The sequence below is a fragment of the Ornithinibacillus caprae genome (assembly GCF_009728145.1).
Lineage (GTDB): Bacteria > Bacillota > Bacilli > Bacillales > Amphibacillaceae > Ornithinibacillus > Ornithinibacillus caprae.
Map to the genome: position 1 here is coordinate 69,037 of NZ_WOCA01000006.1, position 19,648 is coordinate 88,684.

At 36.9% G+C, this 19,648-nt stretch carries 17 protein-coding genes and 1 riboswitch; of the genes, 11 read left to right on the forward strand and 6 right to left on the reverse strand.

The window, feature by feature from the left end; all coding sequences use genetic code 11:
* Positions 1-196: 196 nt before the first annotated feature.
* From GMD78_RS09540 to GMD78_RS09545, 3 genes are all read left to right on the forward strand, one after another.
* A complete protein-coding gene (locus tag GMD78_RS09540) occupies positions 197-1,894 on the forward strand; it encodes an FAD-binding dehydrogenase (RefSeq protein ID WP_155668597.1) in 1,698 nt (565 codons plus the stop codon).
* Between the two features lie 348 nt (positions 1,895-2,242).
* A riboswitch (SAM riboswitch) is annotated at positions 2,243-2,346 on the forward strand.
* Between the two features lie 242 nt (positions 2,347-2,588).
* Positions 2,589-2,744, forward strand: a complete 156-nt coding sequence (locus GMD78_RS21340) for a hypothetical protein (protein WP_196493770.1) — start codon at positions 2,589-2,591, stop codon at positions 2,742-2,744.
* 262 nt (positions 2,745-3,006) lie between these two features.
* Entirely contained in the window at positions 3,007-4,911 is a 1,905-nt protein-coding gene (locus GMD78_RS09545) for a Xaa-Pro dipeptidyl-peptidase (RefSeq protein WP_246187618.1), read from the forward strand.
* A gap of 151 nt (positions 4,912-5,062) precedes the next feature.
* Here the strand turns inward: GMD78_RS09545 and GMD78_RS09550 are convergent, their stop codons facing one another.
* The 3 genes from GMD78_RS09550 to GMD78_RS09560 are packed head-to-tail and all read right to left on the reverse strand — an operon-like array spanning position 5,063 to position 7,213.
* Positions 5,063-5,800 carry a P-II family nitrogen regulator gene (locus GMD78_RS09550; RefSeq protein ID WP_155668598.1) on the reverse strand — a complete coding sequence of 246 codons (738 nt, stop codon included), beginning with the start codon at positions 5,798-5,800 and terminating at the stop codon, positions 5,063-5,065.
* On the reverse strand, positions 5,745-6,524 hold the full coding sequence (locus tag GMD78_RS09555) for a DUF1538 domain-containing protein (protein WP_155668599.1): 780 nt from the start codon (positions 6,522-6,524) through the stop codon (positions 5,745-5,747). The genes GMD78_RS09550 and GMD78_RS09555 overlap by 56 nt, the downstream gene beginning before the upstream one ends.
* On the reverse strand, positions 6,521-7,213 hold the full coding sequence (locus GMD78_RS09560; protein WP_155668600.1) for a DUF1538 domain-containing protein: 693 nt from the start codon (positions 7,211-7,213) through the stop codon (positions 6,521-6,523). The genes GMD78_RS09555 and GMD78_RS09560 overlap by 4 nt, the downstream gene beginning before the upstream one ends.
* 401 nt (positions 7,214-7,614) lie before the next feature.
* Here GMD78_RS09560 and GMD78_RS09565 point away from each other — a divergent pair, with 401 nt between their 5' ends.
* The 5 genes from GMD78_RS09565 to GMD78_RS09585 all read left to right on the forward strand — a co-directional run bounded on the left by GMD78_RS09565 (position 7,615) and on the right by GMD78_RS09585 (position 14,626).
* Positions 7,615-8,373, forward strand: a complete 759-nt coding sequence (locus tag GMD78_RS09565) for a hypothetical protein (protein WP_196493771.1) — start codon at positions 7,615-7,617, stop codon at positions 8,371-8,373.
* Positions 8,374-8,523: 150 nt separating this feature from the next.
* Entirely contained in the window at positions 8,524-10,236 is a 1,713-nt protein-coding gene (locus GMD78_RS09570) for a polysaccharide deacetylase family protein (RefSeq protein WP_196493772.1), read from the forward strand.
* A gap of 81 nt (positions 10,237-10,317) precedes the next feature.
* On the forward strand, positions 10,318-12,069 hold the full coding sequence (locus GMD78_RS09575; protein WP_155668603.1) for a DUF2334 domain-containing protein: 1,752 nt from the start codon (positions 10,318-10,320) through the stop codon (positions 12,067-12,069).
* Positions 12,062-13,339 carry a glycosyltransferase family 2 protein gene (locus tag GMD78_RS09580; RefSeq protein ID WP_246187619.1) on the forward strand — a complete coding sequence of 426 codons (1,278 nt, stop codon included), beginning with the start codon at positions 12,062-12,064 and terminating at the stop codon, positions 13,337-13,339. Before GMD78_RS09575 ends, GMD78_RS09580 begins: the two co-directional genes overlap by 8 nt.
* 201 nt (positions 13,340-13,540) lie before the next feature.
* A complete protein-coding gene (locus tag GMD78_RS09585; RefSeq protein WP_196493773.1) occupies positions 13,541-14,626 on the forward strand; it encodes a glycosyl hydrolase family 8 in 1,086 nt (361 codons plus the stop codon).
* A gap of 121 nt (positions 14,627-14,747) precedes the next feature.
* Here the strand turns inward: GMD78_RS09585 and GMD78_RS09590 are convergent, their stop codons facing one another.
* Complete coding sequence (locus tag GMD78_RS09590; RefSeq protein WP_155668605.1) at positions 14,748-15,809, reverse strand: NAD(P)/FAD-dependent oxidoreductase; 1,062 nt, start codon at positions 15,807-15,809, stop codon at positions 14,748-14,750.
* A 206-nt stretch (positions 15,810-16,015) separates the two neighbouring features.
* Between GMD78_RS09590 and GMD78_RS09595 the strand changes: the two genes are divergently transcribed.
* The gene (locus GMD78_RS09595; RefSeq protein WP_155668606.1) at positions 16,016-16,816 is read left to right on the forward strand and encodes a hypothetical protein; all 801 of its coding nucleotides are present in this window, start codon (positions 16,016-16,018) and stop codon (positions 16,814-16,816) included.
* A 101-nt stretch (positions 16,817-16,917) separates the two neighbouring features.
* Here GMD78_RS09595 and GMD78_RS09600 read toward each other — a convergent pair whose 3' ends face one another.
* Complete coding sequence (locus GMD78_RS09600; RefSeq protein ID WP_155668607.1) at positions 16,918-17,586, reverse strand: SIMPL domain-containing protein; 669 nt, start codon at positions 17,584-17,586, stop codon at positions 16,918-16,920.
* A 218-nt stretch (positions 17,587-17,804) separates the two neighbouring features.
* On the reverse strand, positions 17,805-18,674 hold the full coding sequence (gene htpX / locus GMD78_RS09605) for a protease HtpX (protein ID WP_155668608.1): 870 nt from the start codon (positions 18,672-18,674) through the stop codon (positions 17,805-17,807).
* Between the two features lie 146 nt (positions 18,675-18,820).
* On the opposite strand from htpX, the gene GMD78_RS09610 reads away from it, so the two are divergent.
* Both GMD78_RS09610 and GMD78_RS09615 read left to right on the forward strand, forming a co-directional pair.
* The gene (locus GMD78_RS09610; RefSeq protein ID WP_155668609.1) at positions 18,821-19,309 is read left to right on the forward strand and encodes a PaaI family thioesterase; all 489 of its coding nucleotides are present in this window, start codon (positions 18,821-18,823) and stop codon (positions 19,307-19,309) included.
* 16 nt (positions 19,310-19,325) lie between these two features.
* Positions 19,326-19,619 (forward strand): DUF3219 family protein, encoded by a 294-nt coding sequence (locus tag GMD78_RS09615; RefSeq protein WP_155668610.1) that lies wholly within the window; start codon positions 19,326-19,328, stop codon positions 19,617-19,619.
* Positions 19,620-19,648: the final 29 nt, after the last annotated feature.

Below are 19,648 nucleotides of genomic sequence, written 5' to 3' on the forward strand. Positions count from 1 at the left end.
TTTTCATTTTAGCATGATTTAGGTGAAAAAGATGCTTATTTTCAAAAAGGATGTGGTGAGGATTGCTAGGTGGGCAAATGGCCAAACAAACTATGTAGATGTAGACCTCATTGACTAACACCAAATCGAATTATATACTAGATTTAATAATAATTTCAGAAAATTAAAATAAATATAACCAATGAGGAGTGTTTCCATGGACTTTGATGTCATTGTGGTTGGAGCTGGGTTAGCTGGTTTAGTGGCTACTGCGGAAATTGCTGATGCAGGGAAAAAGGTCTTGTTATTGGATCAGGAACCAGAAACTTCACTGGGGGGACAAGCCTGGTGGTCATTTGGAGGCCTGTTTTTAGTAGACTCTCCTGAACAACGTCGAATGGGTATTAAGGATTCTAAAGAATTAGCTTGGCAGGATTGGCTAGGGACTGCTGGATTTGATCGTTTAAAGGATGAAGATTATTGGGGACGAAAATGGGCAGAGGCTTATGTAGATTTTGCAGCTGGTGAAAAACGTTCTTGGTTACGTAGTATGGGGGTTAAATTCTTTCCAGTAGTCGGATGGGCTGAGCGTGGTGGCTATCTGGCTGAAGGACATGGAAACTCGGTACCTAGATTTCATATCGTGTGGGGGACAGGACCTGGGATTGTCGAACCATTTGAACTGCGTGTTCGAAAACACATGAAGACCGGATTAGTTGATTATCGTCCTCGTCACCAAGTTGATTTTTTAATAAATGAAAGCGGAATTATAAAAGGGGCAGGTGGTTCCGTTCTTAAGCCAGATGATGTGGAACGTGGAAAAGAAAGTTCACGGCAAGTTGTGTGGGATTTTGAATATCGAGCAGAAGCGGTTGTAGTATCTAGTGGAGGGATCGGAGCTAATTTTGAGTTAATTCGAAAGAACTGGCCAGCTCGATTAGGAGAACCCCCAAATCAGATGATATCGGGTGTTCCTGCACATGTTGATGGACGGATGCTACAGATAACGGAGGATGTTGGTGGGCGGATTGTAAACCGAGATCGCATGTGGCATTACACGGAAGGGATAAAAAATTGGAATCCAATATGGAATAAGCACGGCATTCGAATTCTACCTGGTCCATCCTCCATTTGGTTAGATGCAGAGGGAAACAGATTTCCTACACCGAATTTCCCAGGCTTTGATACATTGGGGACATTAGAAGCAATTATGAAAACTGGATATGATTATTCGTGGTTTATTTTGACGGAAAAAATTATCGAGAAGGAATTTGCATTATCTGGATCGGAACAAAACCCTGATTTAACAGGGAAGAGCATTAAGAAATTACTATCTAGAGTATTACTAGGACCACCTGCACCTGTAAAGGCATTTATGGATCATGGAGAGGATTTTATTGTTGCTGATCATTTAGAGGAATTGGTGGATGGGATGAATAAGTTAACAGGAGATAATTTATTGGAATTCGATAAAATAAAGCGACAAATAGAAGCGCGAGACCGAGAAATGGATAATACATTTACAAAAGACTTACAAGTAACTGCGCTCCGTGGTGCTCGTAATTATCGAGGAGATAAACTAATTCGCGTTGCTTCTCCACATAAAATATTAGATTCAAAGAACGGACCATTAATTGCTGTACGGTTAAATATATTAAGCCGGAAAACATTAGGTGGCCTGCAGACTGATCTATCTGCAAGAGTACTAGGTGAAAATGGAGATCCAGTTCCTGGACTATATGCAGCAGGAGAGGTTGCAGGATTTGGCGGTGGTGGTGTACATGGTTACCGTGCGTTAGAGGGTACGTTCTTAGGTGGATGTTTGTTTAGTGGGAGAGTTGCTGGGAGAAGTGTTGTGGAAGAGTTGGGGAAAGGCAATAATGTTAATCAATCAATAATAGCTAGCTTAGATTAGTAGAAAAGACGCGCTAAACTAAGCGCGTCTTCTATATTATTTGAAACCGTATTATAAAGTTAGCGCTCAGCTTAGTTGGGGCACTATTGTGGTTGGATATTGTTGAGCAACAATCTTCGAAAGTTGACCAACACCACATAAAAGTTGAGCGACACCACATAGAAGTTGAGCAATACTCTCCAAAAGTTAAGCTTACCCTACTGTAGATGTGGAACCCACTCCCCATATTTCTAATTCTCTTCAATAATAATTTTACTTATCAGTAGTCGAAACAAGATGGTAAGAAATAGTCACCAATTTGATTTTTTTGCAATAAAATAAACTGTGCTATAAAAAGGCATTATTAAATAATTATTACGAGTGGTGGAGAGATCTGGCTCAAGGAAATCACAGCAACCTACAAATGTAAGGTGCTAAAACCAGCAAGGCATATTTGCTTTGGATGATAAAGCGGTGAGAAAACTCCTTTTTGTTTCCATTACATGCGAAAAGGAGTTTTTTACATTATAAAGGTGGAATACATAATAGACTATTTTGGGTTAAAAGACGATAACGTAAACGCTTTAAAAAGGAGCAGTATGAAAAAATCATTGGCATAATCTTGAGGAATAAAAAACGTTCGTAGCTACATGTATAAGTTTGCTCTTAGACACAAAAACTAACATATCATGTGAGTTAGGAAGGGGGCAGGAAAATGGTAAATAATAATAAGGAACAAGAGAAAAATAATATGTTTAAAGAAAATAAAAACCATGGCGAGCATCGTAATGGGCGTAAGAGCCAGTACAAAAATAATGCGATTCATGGTGGCGATGAGCCGAATGAATATGTAAGTCGTAAAGATTTATAAAGGAAATACAAAAGGAGAGGTGTTATGTAACCTCTCCTTAATTATTACACCGTGAATTATGGGTGAGGCTATTCTATAATACCAGCGAATCAATTTTCCCTATTTTCCCTCCTATTCAGATCTGCTTCGATTCTAACTATTTTCCTAATACTTTATATGTATAACAATTATAATTTTTCTAAAAATTAGTATAAATATCTCTTCTATTATTCTATTATAACGATTAATATGATTATTAATAGATTTAATAGGAGGGATAGTCTTGAATAATACAAGAAACAAAATGTTTCGATTGTCGTTGTCTTTAGTGATGGTATTTACGTGTATAACACCCGTGATAACGCATGCTAGTGAAGCTGAAACAAACGCTGACGGAAATAGCTTTGAACTAGAAAATGGTGTAACAACAGATCAATACTCTTATGAGGATGCCATAATGGAAACCATTTATGTGGAATCAACATTAGACAGTGATGAAGATGGTAATCCTGATCGGATTGCTGCTGATATTATTCGTCCACAAGAATCCGAGGGAGATTTAAACGTTCCCGTAATTATGGATGCTAGTCCCTATTATGAATCCCTGGGACGCGGTAATGAAGGGGAAATCAAAGATACAGATGGTGATGGAGTTAATGATATGTTCCCATTATTCTACGATAACTACTTCGTTCCAAAAGGGTATGCTGTTGTTCAAGTTGACATGGTAGGAACAAACAATTCTGATGGATGCCCAACTACTGGTGGTTATGAAGAAATTGAAAGTATTAAAGTTGTCATTGAATGGTTGAATGGAGAAGGTCGAGCATGGGATGTAGATGGTAATGAGATCCATGCAGATTGGTCTACAGGAAAAGTAGGAATGATAGGGAAATCATATGATGGAACACTCGCAAATGGTGTAGCTGCTACGGGTGTAGATGGTTTAGAAACAATTGTACCTATTGGTGCTATTAGTAGTTGGTATGACTATTATCGCTATGGAGGAACCGCATTTTATAATAACGGACCTGGAGGTTTAGCAAGTAGGGTGACAACAAGCGATAGAGTTGAAGATTGTGCTCCTATTCATGAAAATATAAGAATTGAAGCAGATGATGAAACTGGTGATTATAATTCATTCTGGGACGAACGAAATTATGTAAAAGATGCAGACAATATAAAGGCAAGTGTTTTTGTTATTCATGGTCTAAATGATTACAATGTAAAAGCAAACCATTTTTCAAATTGGTGGGAAGCTTTAGCAGATAATAATGTCCCTAGAAAGCTTTGGTTAACACAAACGGGACATGTAGATCCATTTGATTTCCGAAGAGCAGAATGGGTTGATACGCTTCACCGCTGGTTTGACCATTGGTTATTGGATATCGACAATGGCATCATGGATGAACCTATGGTTGACATTGAACGTGGGGCTGATGAATGGGAAACCTACGATTCATGGCCAGATAAGGATGCTAAATCTGTCAAGGTAAGACTAGCACCTGCAAATGAAAATTCACCAGGGACATTAACGACTGGCCCAGTTACGGGAAATTTCGTACAAAGTTTTACGGATGATCCTTATCAACGAGAAAGTGAAATGGTAGAAGACGAACAGTCTGCAAAAGATCATCGATTAATGTTTTTAACTTCTGAATTAGATGAAGATATTCGACTAAGTGGTGTTCCTGAGATTGATATTAGAGCAACGGTTGATAAAGAAAACACACATTTAACTGCCTTAATTGTAGACTACGGAACAGATGTAAGAATCAATCATACTGACAGAGGAGAAGGAATCCGTACCCTCTCAGAAGAAACGTGTTGGGGACATAGTACAGAGGCAGATGATGCATGTTACAAAGAAACGGAAAAGACAACCCATGAGGCACCATACGAAATTGTGACACATGGTTGGTTAGATGCATCCAATTGGAAATCACTAGATTTTACGGATCTATTAAATCCAGGGAAAAGCTACCGTTTTCAGTGGGATACACTTCCAGAAGATTATGTATTTAAAGCAGGACATCGTATTGGTATCGTAATAGCAGGAAGTAACTATAATAATCTATATATACCAGATCAAAATAGGGCTACTTTTGATGTGTCATTAGGACAAAGCAATGTATCGCTTCCAATAGTTGGAGGAAAGAAAGCATTTGAAAATGCACTAGGAAAATAGAAAGCAGGTAAAAAAGTGTCATCAAATGATAGATTTGGTGGCACTTTTAATCTAGCTTATAATGAAAGGCAAATATGACTTCCGCTTTAACACTACAAGGTGATACCAGGGAGGATTAAACACAACAAAAGGAGAGGGGATCATCCTCTCCTTATTCGCTTCTTTCTTCCCATTTTTCATTAACCATATGATTTAAAATATGATTAATGCCAATAGTTTGTTCTACTTGTAAAACGAAGGCAATTCCTTTTCCGGGTTTTTTTAGTTCAGCATCTTCTTCAATAGCATTCAATACATCTTGAGTTTTATTTCGATTGATAAGGGTTAATACCACTTCTTTTTCGGGTTCAATTAGGATGTTGAATAGTTTCGCCTTTTCGTGAATTCCCGTACCACGGCCATTCATGATGGTTCCACCTTCAGCCCCGGCGTTTTTAGAGGCCTCAACAACTTGCTCAGAGTCTCCTCTATTTACTATCGTAATAATTAAATCGTACAGGACTTTTTGTTCCACCACAGTTGGTACCTCCTTATCGGTATCCGAATCATTTTCCGCTTCTAACCCTAACATATTACATATACCTGTTACCTTTTTCGTATCTATAACAAAACCAATTCCCTGTCTTGGTTGGTCTAATTTTGCAATATTTGTAATCGCAAGCATAACATCTAAAAATATATCATTTGAAACTAAGGTCAGAATAATTGCTCGTTCCCGCTCAACAGGTATGCCAAAAACGCGTAATTTTTCATTCAAGCGTACACCTTTGCCCAATAGTGTTGTACCACCACGAGCACCTGCGTTTCTGGTAGCCTGGACCACTTTTTTTGCTTTATCCTTTTTCACGATTGTGACGATTAATTTCTGTCCCCGTATTTTTTCTGTCATTATGGGCCTTCTCCTTTCTACTGAACAAAATTCCGAGCGTCAGCACAGATAATATTGGAGCTAATGCTACCAGTGCCACCATTCCGAATCCATCGAGTAATGGATCACGTCCTTCTGTTACAGAAGCAATTCCCACAAACATGGCTAGAATAAATGTAGCTGTCATTGGCCCAGTTGCAACTCCGCCTGAATCAAAGGCAATGGATGTAAAGGTTTTACTTGAATACTTCACCATAACTAGTGCCATTATATAGCCTGGTACAATAAAATACCATAGGGAAAAGCCAAAAATTATTCGAACCATAGAAAGCGCAATGGATAGTCCTACTCCTATTGATAATGTATACAATAAAACTTTTTGTGGAATGTATCCACCAGAAACTTTTTCAACTTGTCGTACAAGTACACTCACAGCTGGTTCAGCATAGATAGCTACAAATCCGAGTACAAATCCGATCGGGATTAAAATCCAGGTGAAACTTATACTTCCAAGTTTTTCACCCATTAATTCGCCAATAGGCATAAACCCAACATGGACACCTTGTAAAAAGAAAGAAAGTCCAAAAAACGTAAAAAGAAATCCAATTCCGATGTCGATTAATCTTCGAAGCTGCAGTCGTAAGAAGAAGAATTGAAAGATAATAAAAAGGATAAGAAGGGGTGTTAATGCGACTAGCACTTCTAATAATACATCTGAGAATCCTTCAAAAATATGTATGTTCATCCGTAAATCACCCCTAAAATAAGTACCGACAAAACAGGTCCGATAGAGGCTAGTGCGATCAAACCAAATCCGTCACTAGAGGCTGTTTTCCCACGTAGAACCGTAGCCACACCTACACCCAGAGCGAGAATAAACGGAACGGTTAACGGGCCCGTCGTTACGCCACCTGAATCGAAAGAAATTGGAACATACGCTGCTGGAGTAAACGCCGCTAATAAGAAAATTAACCCATAACCTATAGTAAGAATATAGACAATGCTAAAATTATATATAATGCGGAGCATGGCAAGTCCAACGAAGATTCCAACACCTAAAGCGACAGCCAAAATTAAAATAGATTTCGGAATATCCCCTCCTGATACTTGGTCAACCTGAGAGGATAGCACTCTTACGTCTGGTTCGGCAATGGTTACAACTACACCAACAATGACCCCAAAAAGTACAATTAGCCATATTTTTTTCGTTTTTGATAAAGCAGAGCCAATCAGCTCTCCAACAGGCTGTAGGCCAATATTAACCCCTAATAAGAAGAGGATCAGTCCAACGCCAACGAAGATTACTCCAATAAGGAATTGGATAAAAACTTCCATTGGAAGCCAAATCAATGTGAATTGCAATACGGTAATTACAATAGTTAATGGTAGAACAGAATAGACTACCTCTAATATTGTTTCTTTAATACTATCCATGTACGACCACCTTTCTTGAGATGTGATAAGAAGAAATATATGATGTTTCAAACGTTAAAGGTGGGTATGTTAAAAAAAACATCTTGGAGATAGATAAGGGGGAAATTAAAAATCCATACAGCAATTATATCATTATTTTTAAATTTTCGGAATTATAGTGTGGTTAGTATTTCTTTATTAATAAAAAATGGTTTTAAAATCAAAGTTTAGACTAGGCTTTCATCAGGCAGTATCTTCGGTATTAAACTATAAAACTACCGTGTTCCCATCCCCTCTATTGCAAATTCTTCTACTCCGATGGCCTACTAAGTTAATCTAGTGGATTTCAAAGCCTGGTCAATTGTCCCATACCAAAGTAAGTGGCATATGATAATAAAAAAGTATTAAAGGTGATGTCAGAAATGGGACTGTTTATTAACAAATCCGATCATCCAGGTGTGTTTCAACATAAAGGTGACATAGAAGGACAAAATCAAAGTTATTTTAAATCGGATCATTTTGCGGAGTTAATTCAAGAACAGAAGAAGTTAAATGAATCCTTGACCAAAGGGATAAGAGAAATAAAAATAAGGCACCAGCAGTATGAATTCACAGAAGCCAAAAAATGGAATGAGATGGGTAAGCAATTAGAAGAGCTAAAGAAAAGGACGTTACAACACGAGAAATTTGAACATGATGCACGGGAGTGGTTGCAAATGTTAGAAAGAAATAATAAAGAGCTTCAGCAATTAATGGCGAATGAAGTAAATGTAAAGCAGGAGATCATGGATCAAATTAAGAATGTCAGTCAGTCTAATCATGAAATTGTTAATCAACTTACGCAGCACGAGTCATTCTCAGAGCAACTCACTTCTCAGATGGATGAATTATATAAATTACACCAACAAATGGCAGAACAAATAACTAAACAAGAAGAGAAGCAAGATCAAGTACTAAATAGCTTTGAAAACCAAGAAGCATTGATGGAAAAAACGATTAGGCAAGTAGATCATATTCGTGCGATTTTATTTGAGCGCACAAGTCATATTGTAGAGCAAATAGAAAATAGCTACAATCTAACCTCGTCCTTGATATATAAGTTTATTTCTGGCTCAGAAAAGCCACTAACACTTATGATGAGAGGGAAAAGTAGGGAAGGTAAGCAAAAAAATGATGAGTAACATTAAAATGCGATACTCAAATTTGAGTGTCGCATTTTAATTTTTAAATTTTATAAAGATTTATCAATAAATATTAATAAAACACTTGCGTTCTTTATACATATAATATATGTTCTTTATAACAAACGATTTTGGATGGGAGAGAATAATATGATGAGGCAATTAATGGTTAAGTTTAGTAGAAAAGTCATTTTCCTTACCATCATATTGATTTTGTTCTCAAACCTTCTATATGCTCAAAGTTCAGCTGCAGATCAAGTAAAAGTACTCGTGATTTACTCTTCGGAAAACGGGGAAGTTGATGAACATCAACGATTATTGGATCTTCTCATTGGGCATTTTACATCATCGATCACCTTTGTTTCTAGTGCAGAGGTGAAAGCAAAGGATGTATCTGAAGTAACCCATCTCATTTATTATGGTCAGGTACCTGAAGAATTACCTTCCTCATTGGTCCGTTTATTAGATTCCTATCATGGTCCGGTACTTGGGATTGGTTATAATGTTGAACAAATTACGAGTCATTTTTCATATGTTGACTCAATGGAGATGAAAATAGTAAATGATGTAACCATAAAACGAGGTGAACAGGAATTTATTAAGGTGAATGCACATCCAATTGTAACTATGACAATTGATCAAGATTTGGATGTCTTAGTCGAAATGAATCAAAAAGAGAATAATTACCCCTTATTTATGAAGCAGAATGATATCTATTATTATGCTACCCCTAACTTATTCGGACCGGTAGCAACCATTTTAGCAGACGAGCTTCATACCTTTTTTGATATGTCACATGAATCCTCGTCAACCTACGCACTCCTACGATTAGAGGATATCCACCCAAGAACAGATGCAGAAGTATTAGAGGAGATTGCTATGTTTTTACATAAAAAAAATATTCCATATATGGTATCTGTTACTCCAGTATACGTGAATCCACTAACAGAGGAGGAATATCATTTATCAGAAACACCTAAGCTGCTGAAAGTATTGGAATTCATGCAGAGAAATGGAGCTAGTATCGTGTTACATGGTTATACAGATCAGTATGGTGAGGGGAAAACTGGAGATGGATTTGAGTTTTGGGACGTTGATAAAAATTCACCAATGATGGAAGAACTGGGAACAAATATAGAAACAAATTTTTACACTATATCAGGAACCGGTGACATGATTGATCGAAACAAATTGGAATCTTTCTATATTGAAAACCGCATTACCAGAGGAATACATGAATTGGTCGATTATGGTATCTACCCAATTGCATTTGAAGCACCACATTATGCCATGAGCCAAAATGGTTATGAGGTTATTTCAAACTACTTTTCTACGTATGTTGGCCAAGTGCAATTAACAGATGAAGATTGGAGGATAATGACTGAGGCTCCGAATATTACTACTCCAAGCTTTTTAAATGGAATGAAACTAATTCCTGAAACTATCCGGTATATACGCTATGAAGACCCAACTTCGATACAAGAGATGAAAGAGAGAATTGATGAATTTACGATGGTTCGTGATGGAATAATCGGTGGTTTCTATCATCCGTTTTTAGGGTCAGATGGATTAAAAGATTTGGTGCATGAGATGGAGAGAATTCCAGATCTTGAGTGGATTAATGTAAATGAGATGGATCATAGGGTAGAAACAGATCGAGTAATAATTACGATGGAAAATGGAAAGGCAACTCCTAAACATTTAAAACAAGAGGATAAAGAGGAAGAAAGCAAATGGCTTCAGTATTTCTTAAGTCAGGTATCAAGTGAAAGTGTGTTGTGGATCTCTATAGGTGGTGGGATCACAATAACGATGGTACTGATAACCTATCTATTACTAGGAAGAGTAGAAAGAAGTCTATAAGTGAGGTTTATTTTTTTACTTGCATCGTTCTTTATTGGGAACAAATGATTCTTTTCAAAGAAACTAAAGGGGGTGATCGTAATGCGATATATGTTAAGTATTCTACCAATAATTCTCTTTAGCTTGTATATTTCAATAACTCCTCAGCAACTTAATGCTGAAAGTAAAGATGAGCCAGTGGTTTTGGTTGTTTATAGTTCAAAAAGTGGAACAGTAGATGAACATCAGCGGTTACTTGATATGCTCATCGGTCATTTCACTTCATCTATAACATTTAAACATACTTCAGAGGTACGTGAAGCAGATTTTGAACATGTTACCCATGTATTTTACTATGGGCAATCGAAAGAACATTTATCAACAGAAATTAAACAGATGATAGAGCAATTTAACGGAACTGTGACGGCTATAGGGTTTAATGCAGATCAACTCCAAGAACGGTTTTCGTTTATTGAGTTAGTATCAGAGGAATTAGTTACGAAAATTTCACTTCGTAGTGATGAAGAGAAGTCGGTTAGCATCATGCCAGATACTATATTAAACGTAAATGTTACTACTGGTTCTGATGTTTTAGTAAAGGGAAGTTACGGAAAGGGTGTAGAATACCCGTTATTTATTACTAACGGAAATACGCATTATTATGGAACTTCTAAGCTTGAACCTCCATTTTCTATTTTTCTAGGGGAAGTGTTACATGAAGTATTTGCGATGGATCATTCACATGAGCATCCAGCCTATATTCGCTTAGAAGATATCCATCCATTAGTGGAACCAGAGAAAGTTATGAAAGTAGCAAAAGAACTTAAAAGGCGTGACATTCCATATATGGTTGCCGTAATACCTGTCTATACTAATCCTGATACAAAGGAAAGACATTATTTTAAAGATTCTCCCCAGTTATTAAAAGCATTAAAGTATATCCAGGATAATGGGGGAAGTATTGTCCTACATGGTTACACACATCAATTTCGAGATGATGAGACTGGAGAGGGTTTTGAGTTTTGGGATGTAGATCATAATATGCCGATATACCATGGTCCAGATGATGAGGTACTAATAAAGACAGAAAATGAATTTGATACGCCTTTAGAATATGAAAATTATCTTGAGGAATTATTGGCTTTTGAGAATGAGTATATTGAAAGTAAGCTAACAAGGGGAGTTCAGGAACTAGCAAATTACGGGATATATCCATTAGCATTTGAAGCACCACATTACACCATGTCCCAAAACGGATACGCACAAACCTCCCAGTACTTTTCTACCTATGTAGGGCAAATCCAATTAAGTGATGATAACTGGGAAATAATGAATACATCTCCGTATATTACAACACCTACATTCCTAGAGGGGATGCTGTTACTTCCTGAGACAATTGGATTTATAGACAAAGTTGATCCTAAAGCAGTTGAAAAAATGATTCAAAACATACATGATTATTCAATCGTAAGGGACGGAATAATAGCAGGCTTTTACCATCCCTTTCTTGATGAAGATCATTTTGAAAAATTCACCAAAGTATTGGATGAACTAGAACAGATAGAAGGGTTACAGTGGATTGACTTAAAGCAGATGAATAATAATGTTCAAGTAGAACATGTACACATCAAATCTGAAAACGGAGAGGTAATCGTAGATATAGACCGGTTAAAATTATTCTTTACATCAATAGATTTTCTTTTATATCACATTAAAAAAGTTGCGGTCAATGCAACATGGCTCATGGTAGGTGCTGGGACTGTAGCTGTAACTTTATTCATTTCTTATATAGTCATAACGAGAAAAAGATCTCGGAAATCGATATATTATAAGAGGAGGGGAATAATTGGCTGATTTTTTCGTTTATATCTCTTTGTTTTTAATATGGACGATGCTTTTTTATCATATGTTCCTTATGCAGGGAGGATATTGGTACTCGATGCACTATCGAAAAAAAGAAAGAGAGTTAGAGAGGTTAAAAACCCCCATGCCTCGAGTAAGTATTCTTATCCCTGCCCATAATGAAGAAGTGGTTATAGGGGACACGTTGGAGGCAATGAGTAATCTTAATTATCCTAGTGAACGTTTAGAAGTTATCGTAATTAATGATAACTCCAATGATCTAACTGGTGAAATTGCTGAAAAATACGCTCAAAAATATACATTTATAAAGGTGATTCACACGAAACCTCCTAATGGAGGCAAAGGAAAATCCGGAGCGTTAAATAATGGGCTGCGAATGTCAACAGGGGATATTATTTGTGTATATGATGCTGATAATTGCCCAGAACCTGATGCTATCTATTGGCTTGCTTTAGCATTGGTTAATGATAGAAAAGCAGGGGCAATCGTAGGTAAATTTCGTGTAGTTAACGCTAATAAGAATCTATTGACTAGGCTAATAAATGTGGAAACATTAACATTTCAATGGTTGGCACAAGCGGGAAGGTGGTTTTGGTTTAAAATGGCTACCATCCCTGGAACCAATTTTGCTATCCGCCGTTCTATTTTGGAAGAATTAGGAGGGTGGGATGAAAAAGCACTTTCTGAGGATACGGAACTGAGCTTTCGTGTATACAATTTAGGCTATTATATTCGATTTTTTCCATCCGCCGTAACGTGGGAGCAGGAACCAGAGTCCATTAAGGTTTGGTGGAGACAACGAACAAGGTGGGCTCGAGGGAATATATATGTCATTGTGAAATTTATATTAGGATTCCATAAATTAAAGAGTAGAAGAATTGGTATTGATTTGCTTTATTTTCTATTTACGTACTTACTATTTTTTGGCGGCGTATTAATTTCCCACGCAATATTTATTATCAATCTATTTATCGACTTGAATCTATCTATTGGATTGGTATCTTATCTTTTATTGATTATCGGATTTTTGTTGTTTGTAACGGAGGGGATTCTTTCCATAAGTATGGAAAAAGGCCAATTAACGAAAAAGAATTTTTTAGCGATTATTTTTATGTACTTTAGCTATTCACAAATGTGGTTATTTTTAGTTATATATGCATCATTTTTAGAAATAAAACGGGTACTATTTAGACAAGAGGTAAAGTGGTATAAGACCAAACGTTTTGAACAGACAGCTATTCCTAAAGACAAAACAGCTTAATTTTAACGGGAAAAAAGACCATCATATCAAACCTGTGGGGGGATACAGATGGCGGGTAGTCCATATGTATCAGTTTCGTACAGAGTCATAGGTGTTATCCTTTGGTGCTAACAACCAGTAGGGATAAAGAAAAACCCCACTGATTAAAGATTAACTATATAAAAATGTGTTTATAGGATGTGGCGAGGGGTGAGGAAGTTCTTGGCAATCATTATTATTGTTTGTACATCTATTTTGATCGGCATCTTTCTTATTCAAAAACAGGAAGTTCATCACTCCTTTGCTACGGAAAAATTCATTAAAAGATGGCTTATGAATGAAAATGGTACATTAGCTACATATATAAAAGAAAGTAATCAATTGGATGAGGATTTGGTTCAAGGAAGAGAGGCATTGTCAGAAACGTTAGGGCTTTGGATGCAATACGCATTAGAAGAGGAAAATGAGCAACTTTTTCAAGATGCATTTGAAATATTAACGACTTACTTTCTAGAAAAAGACGGCTTTATTCATTGGAAGTTGAATCAATCAGGAGTTAGTGAAGTAGATACAAATGCTCTAGTCGACGACCTAAGAATTATTAGTGGGTTACTTAGCGCTTATCGGAAATGGGAAAACGAACAATACATGGAAGTAGCAAGAATAATCAGCAACTATATTAGTAGATTTAATGTGACGAACAATATTTTAACGGATTTCTATGACCGAAAGCATCAGTACAGTAGTGATGTTATTACACTGTCCTATATAGATCCAGAACCATTGGAGCAAATGTTTCAACGAGAATATTTGGACAAAGAAACATATCGAAATACGATGGATGTTCTAGTAAGTGCACCATTAGAACATGGATTTTATCCTAAATCTTACCACGAGACTAAACAAACCTATCTATTTGAAGGTGAGATCAATATGGTGGATCAAGCTTTAGTTGCTTACCATCTTGCCAAGTTAAATATTGTGTCCAATGATTTTGTTAGATTTGTTGAGGAAGAAATCGCACATAGGGGTGTGGTTAACGGGAAATATGAAAAAAGCACCAAGAAGCCTGTTGTAACTTATGAATCCCCAGCAGTCTATGGAATCTTAATATTGTTTTCTATCGAATCCAATAATTATTCATTAGCAGAGAAATTATATGAGCGAATGAAGGTATTTCGAAATGATAATAAGAAACATAACTATTATGGAGGGTACTCCGTGAGTTTAACAGGTGATACACATATTTTTGATAACCTAGTCCCGTTATTTGCTGAAAAAAAGTTGATGAACTCTTGGAATAATTAATAATGGGTCAGAACGGTTTATTCATACCTTAAGCTACTACGTATGTTACATCAATTACGAATTAATATCATCGTACGGAAAAGCAGCCAAAAAAAAGCTTGTGACAAAGGTCAACAAGCTTTTAATGTCGTTTATGCATCCATAACACACCGGATTTGGCTAGTCGCGGTAATAGTCCAGTGAAAGGCTGCTTCATCATATTACCGAAACCATCATTTTTCCCTAAAGAACCAAGAGTACCTTTTAATTTAATCGGTTTAGGCTCCTTAGGCTCATTTCCATGTAGCACAGACCCTAGTATAGAAGCAATCTGCTCTCCTTGAGCTCCAGCTAATTGTGCACTAGGTGAGTATTCTGATGCGGCACAGTCACCTACAACATAAATATTTTCCTGTGATGGTACTTGGTAAAAGTCATTTAAAATTACTTTCTCCTGTTTATCTTTTTCAAAAGGTAGTGCCCGAACGATATGATTGGGTTGGACTCCAGCTGTCCAAATCGTTACGTCATTCACATAACAAACCCCATTATTACAAACGCCATCCTTCTCCACATACTCAACGTTTGCGTGATGCAGGACTTCTACATCATTTTTATTAAACCAATCTTCGACATGGGCTTGAATTCTTCGGTCAAATGCTTTTAACACGGATTCCCCACGATCAAGTAACCGAATATTTAAATCAGATCTACTTTCACGGATTTCCGAAGCCACCTCAATCCCACTCAATCCAGCTCCAACAACAGTCACTTTTCCATATGCTTTTAGATTTCCCACAGAAACTCCAGCTTTACGTGCGTTAGCTATTGTTTGGACACTTTCCGTATAATCCTTCGCGCCTTCAATACCGTGATAATTATCTTCACATCCGAGCGCAATAACCAAATAATCAAAGGAAACTACTTGGCTAGAATTATGGAAAATAATCTCATTTGATTCAATTTTAATTTCTTTCACTTCACCAAATACGTAATTGACTCGATCATCAGTAGGGAAATCCATGCGAACTTCTTTTTCAGCAACAGTTCCTGCTGTGATCGCATAAAATTCAGTTTTTAATGAATGGTATGGATTTCGATCAACAAGTGTGATTTCCACGTCATCTGGTAATTGTTGATTTAATAATCCTGTAGCTACCTTTAATCCACCGTATCCGCCGCCTAATATGACAATGTTTCTCATTTCTATTACCCCCATCCCTGTTGAGAAATATGCTAGTAACCGGGTATTCAATCGAAAACGCTTACTAACTGCCCCTTATTACAGATTACCAAAGAAACACTAGGAAGACTAGATTAAGATTATAATTTTTATTCATTTATTTTCACATGTTGGAAATACTACCAAATGAAAAAAATACCATATCTTACAACAGGAGGATGACTAAAGTGAACAAACATTTCATTGCATTGTTAACTATTGTGTTAGCGGTTGGTTTAGCATGGCAGGGAACGACTGTTTTAGCTGAAACGGAAGATGACGAAGTAGGCTTTTTTGACTTCTTTAAAAAGGATAAAGAAGATGATGAAGAGGATAAAAAAGGGGAGCATCATGATGAAGGTAGTGAGAAAAAAGGTGGTCTTAAAAAGCATGAAGGCTGGATAAAAATGCAGGCGGAAGAGCTAGGCATTGAAACAGAAGGAAAAGACCTAAAAACGTTAGCTAAAGAAGTAAAAGAAGCGAAATTAAATAAGGTAGCAGAAGAGTACGGGATTGAAACAGAAGGTAAAGATTTAAAGGAACTTGGAAAAGAAGTTTACCATGCTAAAGTAAAGGAAAAAGCCGAGGAACTTGGTATAGAGACGGAAGGTAAGGATCCAAAAGAGCTTGCCAAAGAGGTTTATGATGCAAAATTAAAACAAAAAGCAGACGAATTAGGTGTTGAATCCGAAGGGAAAGATCTGGATGAATTAAGAGAAGCTGTCATGCGAGCACAATTGGATCAGGAAGCAAAAGTTCATGGTGTAGAAACAGAAGGAAAAGAAACACATGAAATTGTTCAGGAAATTCATGAAGCTAAAATTTATAATTCAGCTACACAGCTAGGTATTGATACAAAAGATAAAAGTGCAAATGAATTATTGGACGAAATTTTTACAGAACATGCGGATCAAGCGAAGGAATTAAAAATATTCCCTTTTGAAGATAATAAAATGGACTATTTTTGGGGGCATCATCAAGATGACTAAAGCCATAGTCTAGTGGTACATATAATACGCTCGGAATGTAACCGAGCGTATTATACATTGTAAAAGAAATTCATTTCTATTACTTAGTGAAAGGTCAAAGTTCAATATTGAAATTCTGCTTCTACTTTTGCATTAACTTCTAATCTACCAGGTTCTATGGGGGTAGTAGGACTCTCGGTTGATACTCCTAATACGACTGGACGGGGTACGGTATCTTCGCGTCTGGATATTTCTTTTAGTGAATATGGGACAGAACTAATACTAACTCCTAACTCCTGTGCAATAATGCTTGCCTTTACTTGAGCGTTTTCAACTGCTCGTTTAAGCGCCTCCTCATAATATCGATCCTGGTTAGCGATCGTTAATTCAATGTTGCGAACCACATTTGCTCCATGATCAACCGCAATATCAACAATAAGTCCGACTTTATCAATTGCTTCAATGATAACCCGTAGTAAATTTGTCACGCGATATCCTCTAAATATTTGAACGCCTTCCTTATAATCATAATTCATGTCAATTCGATAATCTTGTGTCCGTATATTGTTTCGAGGGATATTTTCTTGCAGTAAAGCATTGATAACATTGTCTGTATATTCAGCATTTTCCTGCTGTGCTTTTTGAAGGTTTGAGTCTTCTGTTACAACACCTAAGATGACCACAGCTCGATCCGGTTCAACAGAAACCGTGCCTTCTCCGGTTACTAATAATTTACGATCATTTTGCCGTGGATCTGAATTAGATCTTATGTAGGGATATGAATAATACATGTCGCTCACCTCTTCCTTACTAATGCTTTTACTTCTACTCTATTCTGAATGAGGTGAATACATGCTTAATTACATCTGAAAACGTGCCATTCACCAAGCCTTTATGGTGAATACCTTAGTTGCACTTGTGTAGAATAGGAAAGTTTACACTTTCCTATCATCCAAAAAAGGAAGCTCTCTAATGAGAAGCTTCCTTTGGTAGTGTCATTTTCTAATAGTTAAGCTAAACGTTTGATGCGTTCATCTAAGTCTGGATGTGTAGAGAATAGCATTGATTTCCCTTTACCACTAATTTTCAACGTAGAGATTGCAGTTTGCTCATCTCCACGGATGCGATTGGTATATGCTTTCAAACTAACTAGTGCATGTTTCATTTTATCTCTTCCAGCTAAGTCTGCTCCACCTCTGTCTGCGTGGAATTCGCGATGTCTAGAGTAGGCATTTACAACAATGCTTCCTAAAATAGAGAAAGCGATTTGGAATATTAAAATCGCGATAAAATGAACAATCGGTGCTAAATCCTCTCTTACAAATCGTGATACAGCAAAAGCAGCAATACGAGCTAAAAATACAACGAATGTATTTACAACACCTTGTAATAGAGTCATCGTAACCATATCACCATTGGCAACATGGGCAACCTCATGTGCAATAACACCTTCAACTGCATCATCATCCATTTCTTCTAATAGACCACTAGAGACGGCGACTAACGAACGTTTTTTGGATGGACCAGTTGCAAATGCATTCACTTCAGGAGAATGATAGATTCCAACCTCAGGCATATGCATTAAGCCAGCTGCTCTGGAAAGACGATGAACCTTTTCAACGACTTCTCTTTCATATGAAGACATTGGCCCATTTGGATCAATGACCTTAACACCAGCCATTCGTTTTGCCATCCAGCGAGACATTGCTAGTGAAATAAATGAACCTGTAAAACCAATTATTGCACTAAAAACTAGTAATGATCCAAACTGAATCGTGCCACCTTCGATATAACTAACATTGAAGATAGAAAATATAATACTAATGGTAAGTAATACTAGAATATTAGTTAGTAGAAAATAAAAAATGCGCTTCCCCATTATGTCACCCTTTATTAGAATTTATTATATTTTAAGTGGTATCGCTCACTTAGGAATATTATACAAGGTTCCTTTATATGTGTCATGTTTAGTGACGGTGTGTTATAACATGGTATACTAAAAATAAAAAAGAGGTGGCAAGTAGGATGAGTGAGAAGTTAGTACATGCCATACAGGATGATTATTCAGATGACTATTCATGGTGCTACGGTTGTGGAAGGTTAAACGAAGAAGGTCTAAAGCTCCGTACGGGATGGGAGGGAAATAAGACAATAACGGTCTACACACCAAGACCTGAACATACCGCAATACCTGGGTTTGTTTATGGTGGCCTAATTGGATCGTTAGTGGATTGTCATGGAACGGGTTCTGCGGCATTAGCATTATACAGAAAGAATGGTCATGAACCAGGTGATGGGGTGGAACCTCCACGATTTGTTACTGCTTCCTTACATGTAGATTTTTTAAAACCTACTCCACAAGGTGTGCCATTAAAAGCAGTTGGAACGGTGGAAGAAATTCATCCGAAGAAGTGGAAGGTTCATACAGAGGTTTTTGCTGGGGATGTATGCTGCGCAAAAGGTGAGGTAATAGCAGCTATTATGCCGAAAACGTTTATGAAAAATGATTCATAGGTAGAGGTGACTTGAAATGAAAGAAATGGTTCTAATCAATGGTTTTGGGATACAAGCAGAGAATTTTGTGGAAAGTACTGCTATCAAGAATGGTAAAACGTTACATAAAATCACTTTTGAGTTTATCGTCACTCATGAAGATTACCATGATGTAACAACATTACTTTATAAAAATGATTTTCTTGTTAGCGTACCAAATAAAAATCTGCAGTTTTCAGCAACAATAAACAACTATTCCACCTCTTTAACAAACTTATATGAAGAAAACGCTCAAGGGAAATTTCAACTAGAACTCATAGAAAAATCATAGAGTCGGTGCCTGTCACTTGTCGAATTTCG

Bases quoted from the DNA above. Each gene is read 5' to 3' on its own strand.
- GMD78_RS09540 (WP_155668597.1), top strand. From the start codon at position 197: ATGGACTTTGATGTCATTGTGGTTGGAGCTGGGTTAGCTGGTTTAGTG.
- GMD78_RS21340 (WP_196493770.1), top strand. From the start codon at position 2,589: ATGGTAAATAATAATAAGGAACAAGAGAAAAATAATATGTTTAAAGAA.
- GMD78_RS09550 (WP_155668598.1), bottom strand. From the start codon at position 5,800: ATGACAGAAAAAATACGGGGACAGAAATTAATCGTCACAATCGTGAAA.
- GMD78_RS09555 (WP_155668599.1), bottom strand. From the start codon at position 6,524: ATGAACATACATATTTTTGAAGGATTCTCAGATGTATTATTAGAAGTG.
- GMD78_RS09560 (WP_155668600.1), bottom strand. From the start codon at position 7,213: ATGGATAGTATTAAAGAAACAATATTAGAGGTAGTCTATTCTGTTCTA.
- GMD78_RS09565 (WP_196493771.1), top strand. From the start codon at position 7,615: ATGGGACTGTTTATTAACAAATCCGATCATCCAGGTGTGTTTCAACAT.
- GMD78_RS09570 (WP_196493772.1), top strand. From the start codon at position 8,524: ATGATGAGGCAATTAATGGTTAAGTTTAGTAGAAAAGTCATTTTCCTT.
- GMD78_RS09575 (WP_155668603.1), top strand. From the start codon at position 10,318: ATGCGATATATGTTAAGTATTCTACCAATAATTCTCTTTAGCTTGTAT.
- GMD78_RS09590 (WP_155668605.1), bottom strand. From the start codon at position 15,809: ATGAGAAACATTGTCATATTAGGCGGCGGATACGGTGGATTAAAGGTA.
- GMD78_RS09600 (WP_155668607.1), bottom strand. From the start codon at position 17,586: ATGTATTATTCATATCCCTACATAAGATCTAATTCAGATCCACGGCAA.
- htpX (WP_155668608.1), bottom strand. From the start codon at position 18,674: ATGGGGAAGCGCATTTTTTATTTTCTACTAACTAATATTCTAGTATTA.
- GMD78_RS09610 (WP_155668609.1), top strand. From the start codon at position 18,821: ATGAGTGAGAAGTTAGTACATGCCATACAGGATGATTATTCAGATGAC.
- GMD78_RS09615 (WP_155668610.1), top strand. From the start codon at position 19,326: ATGAAAGAAATGGTTCTAATCAATGGTTTTGGGATACAAGCAGAGAAT.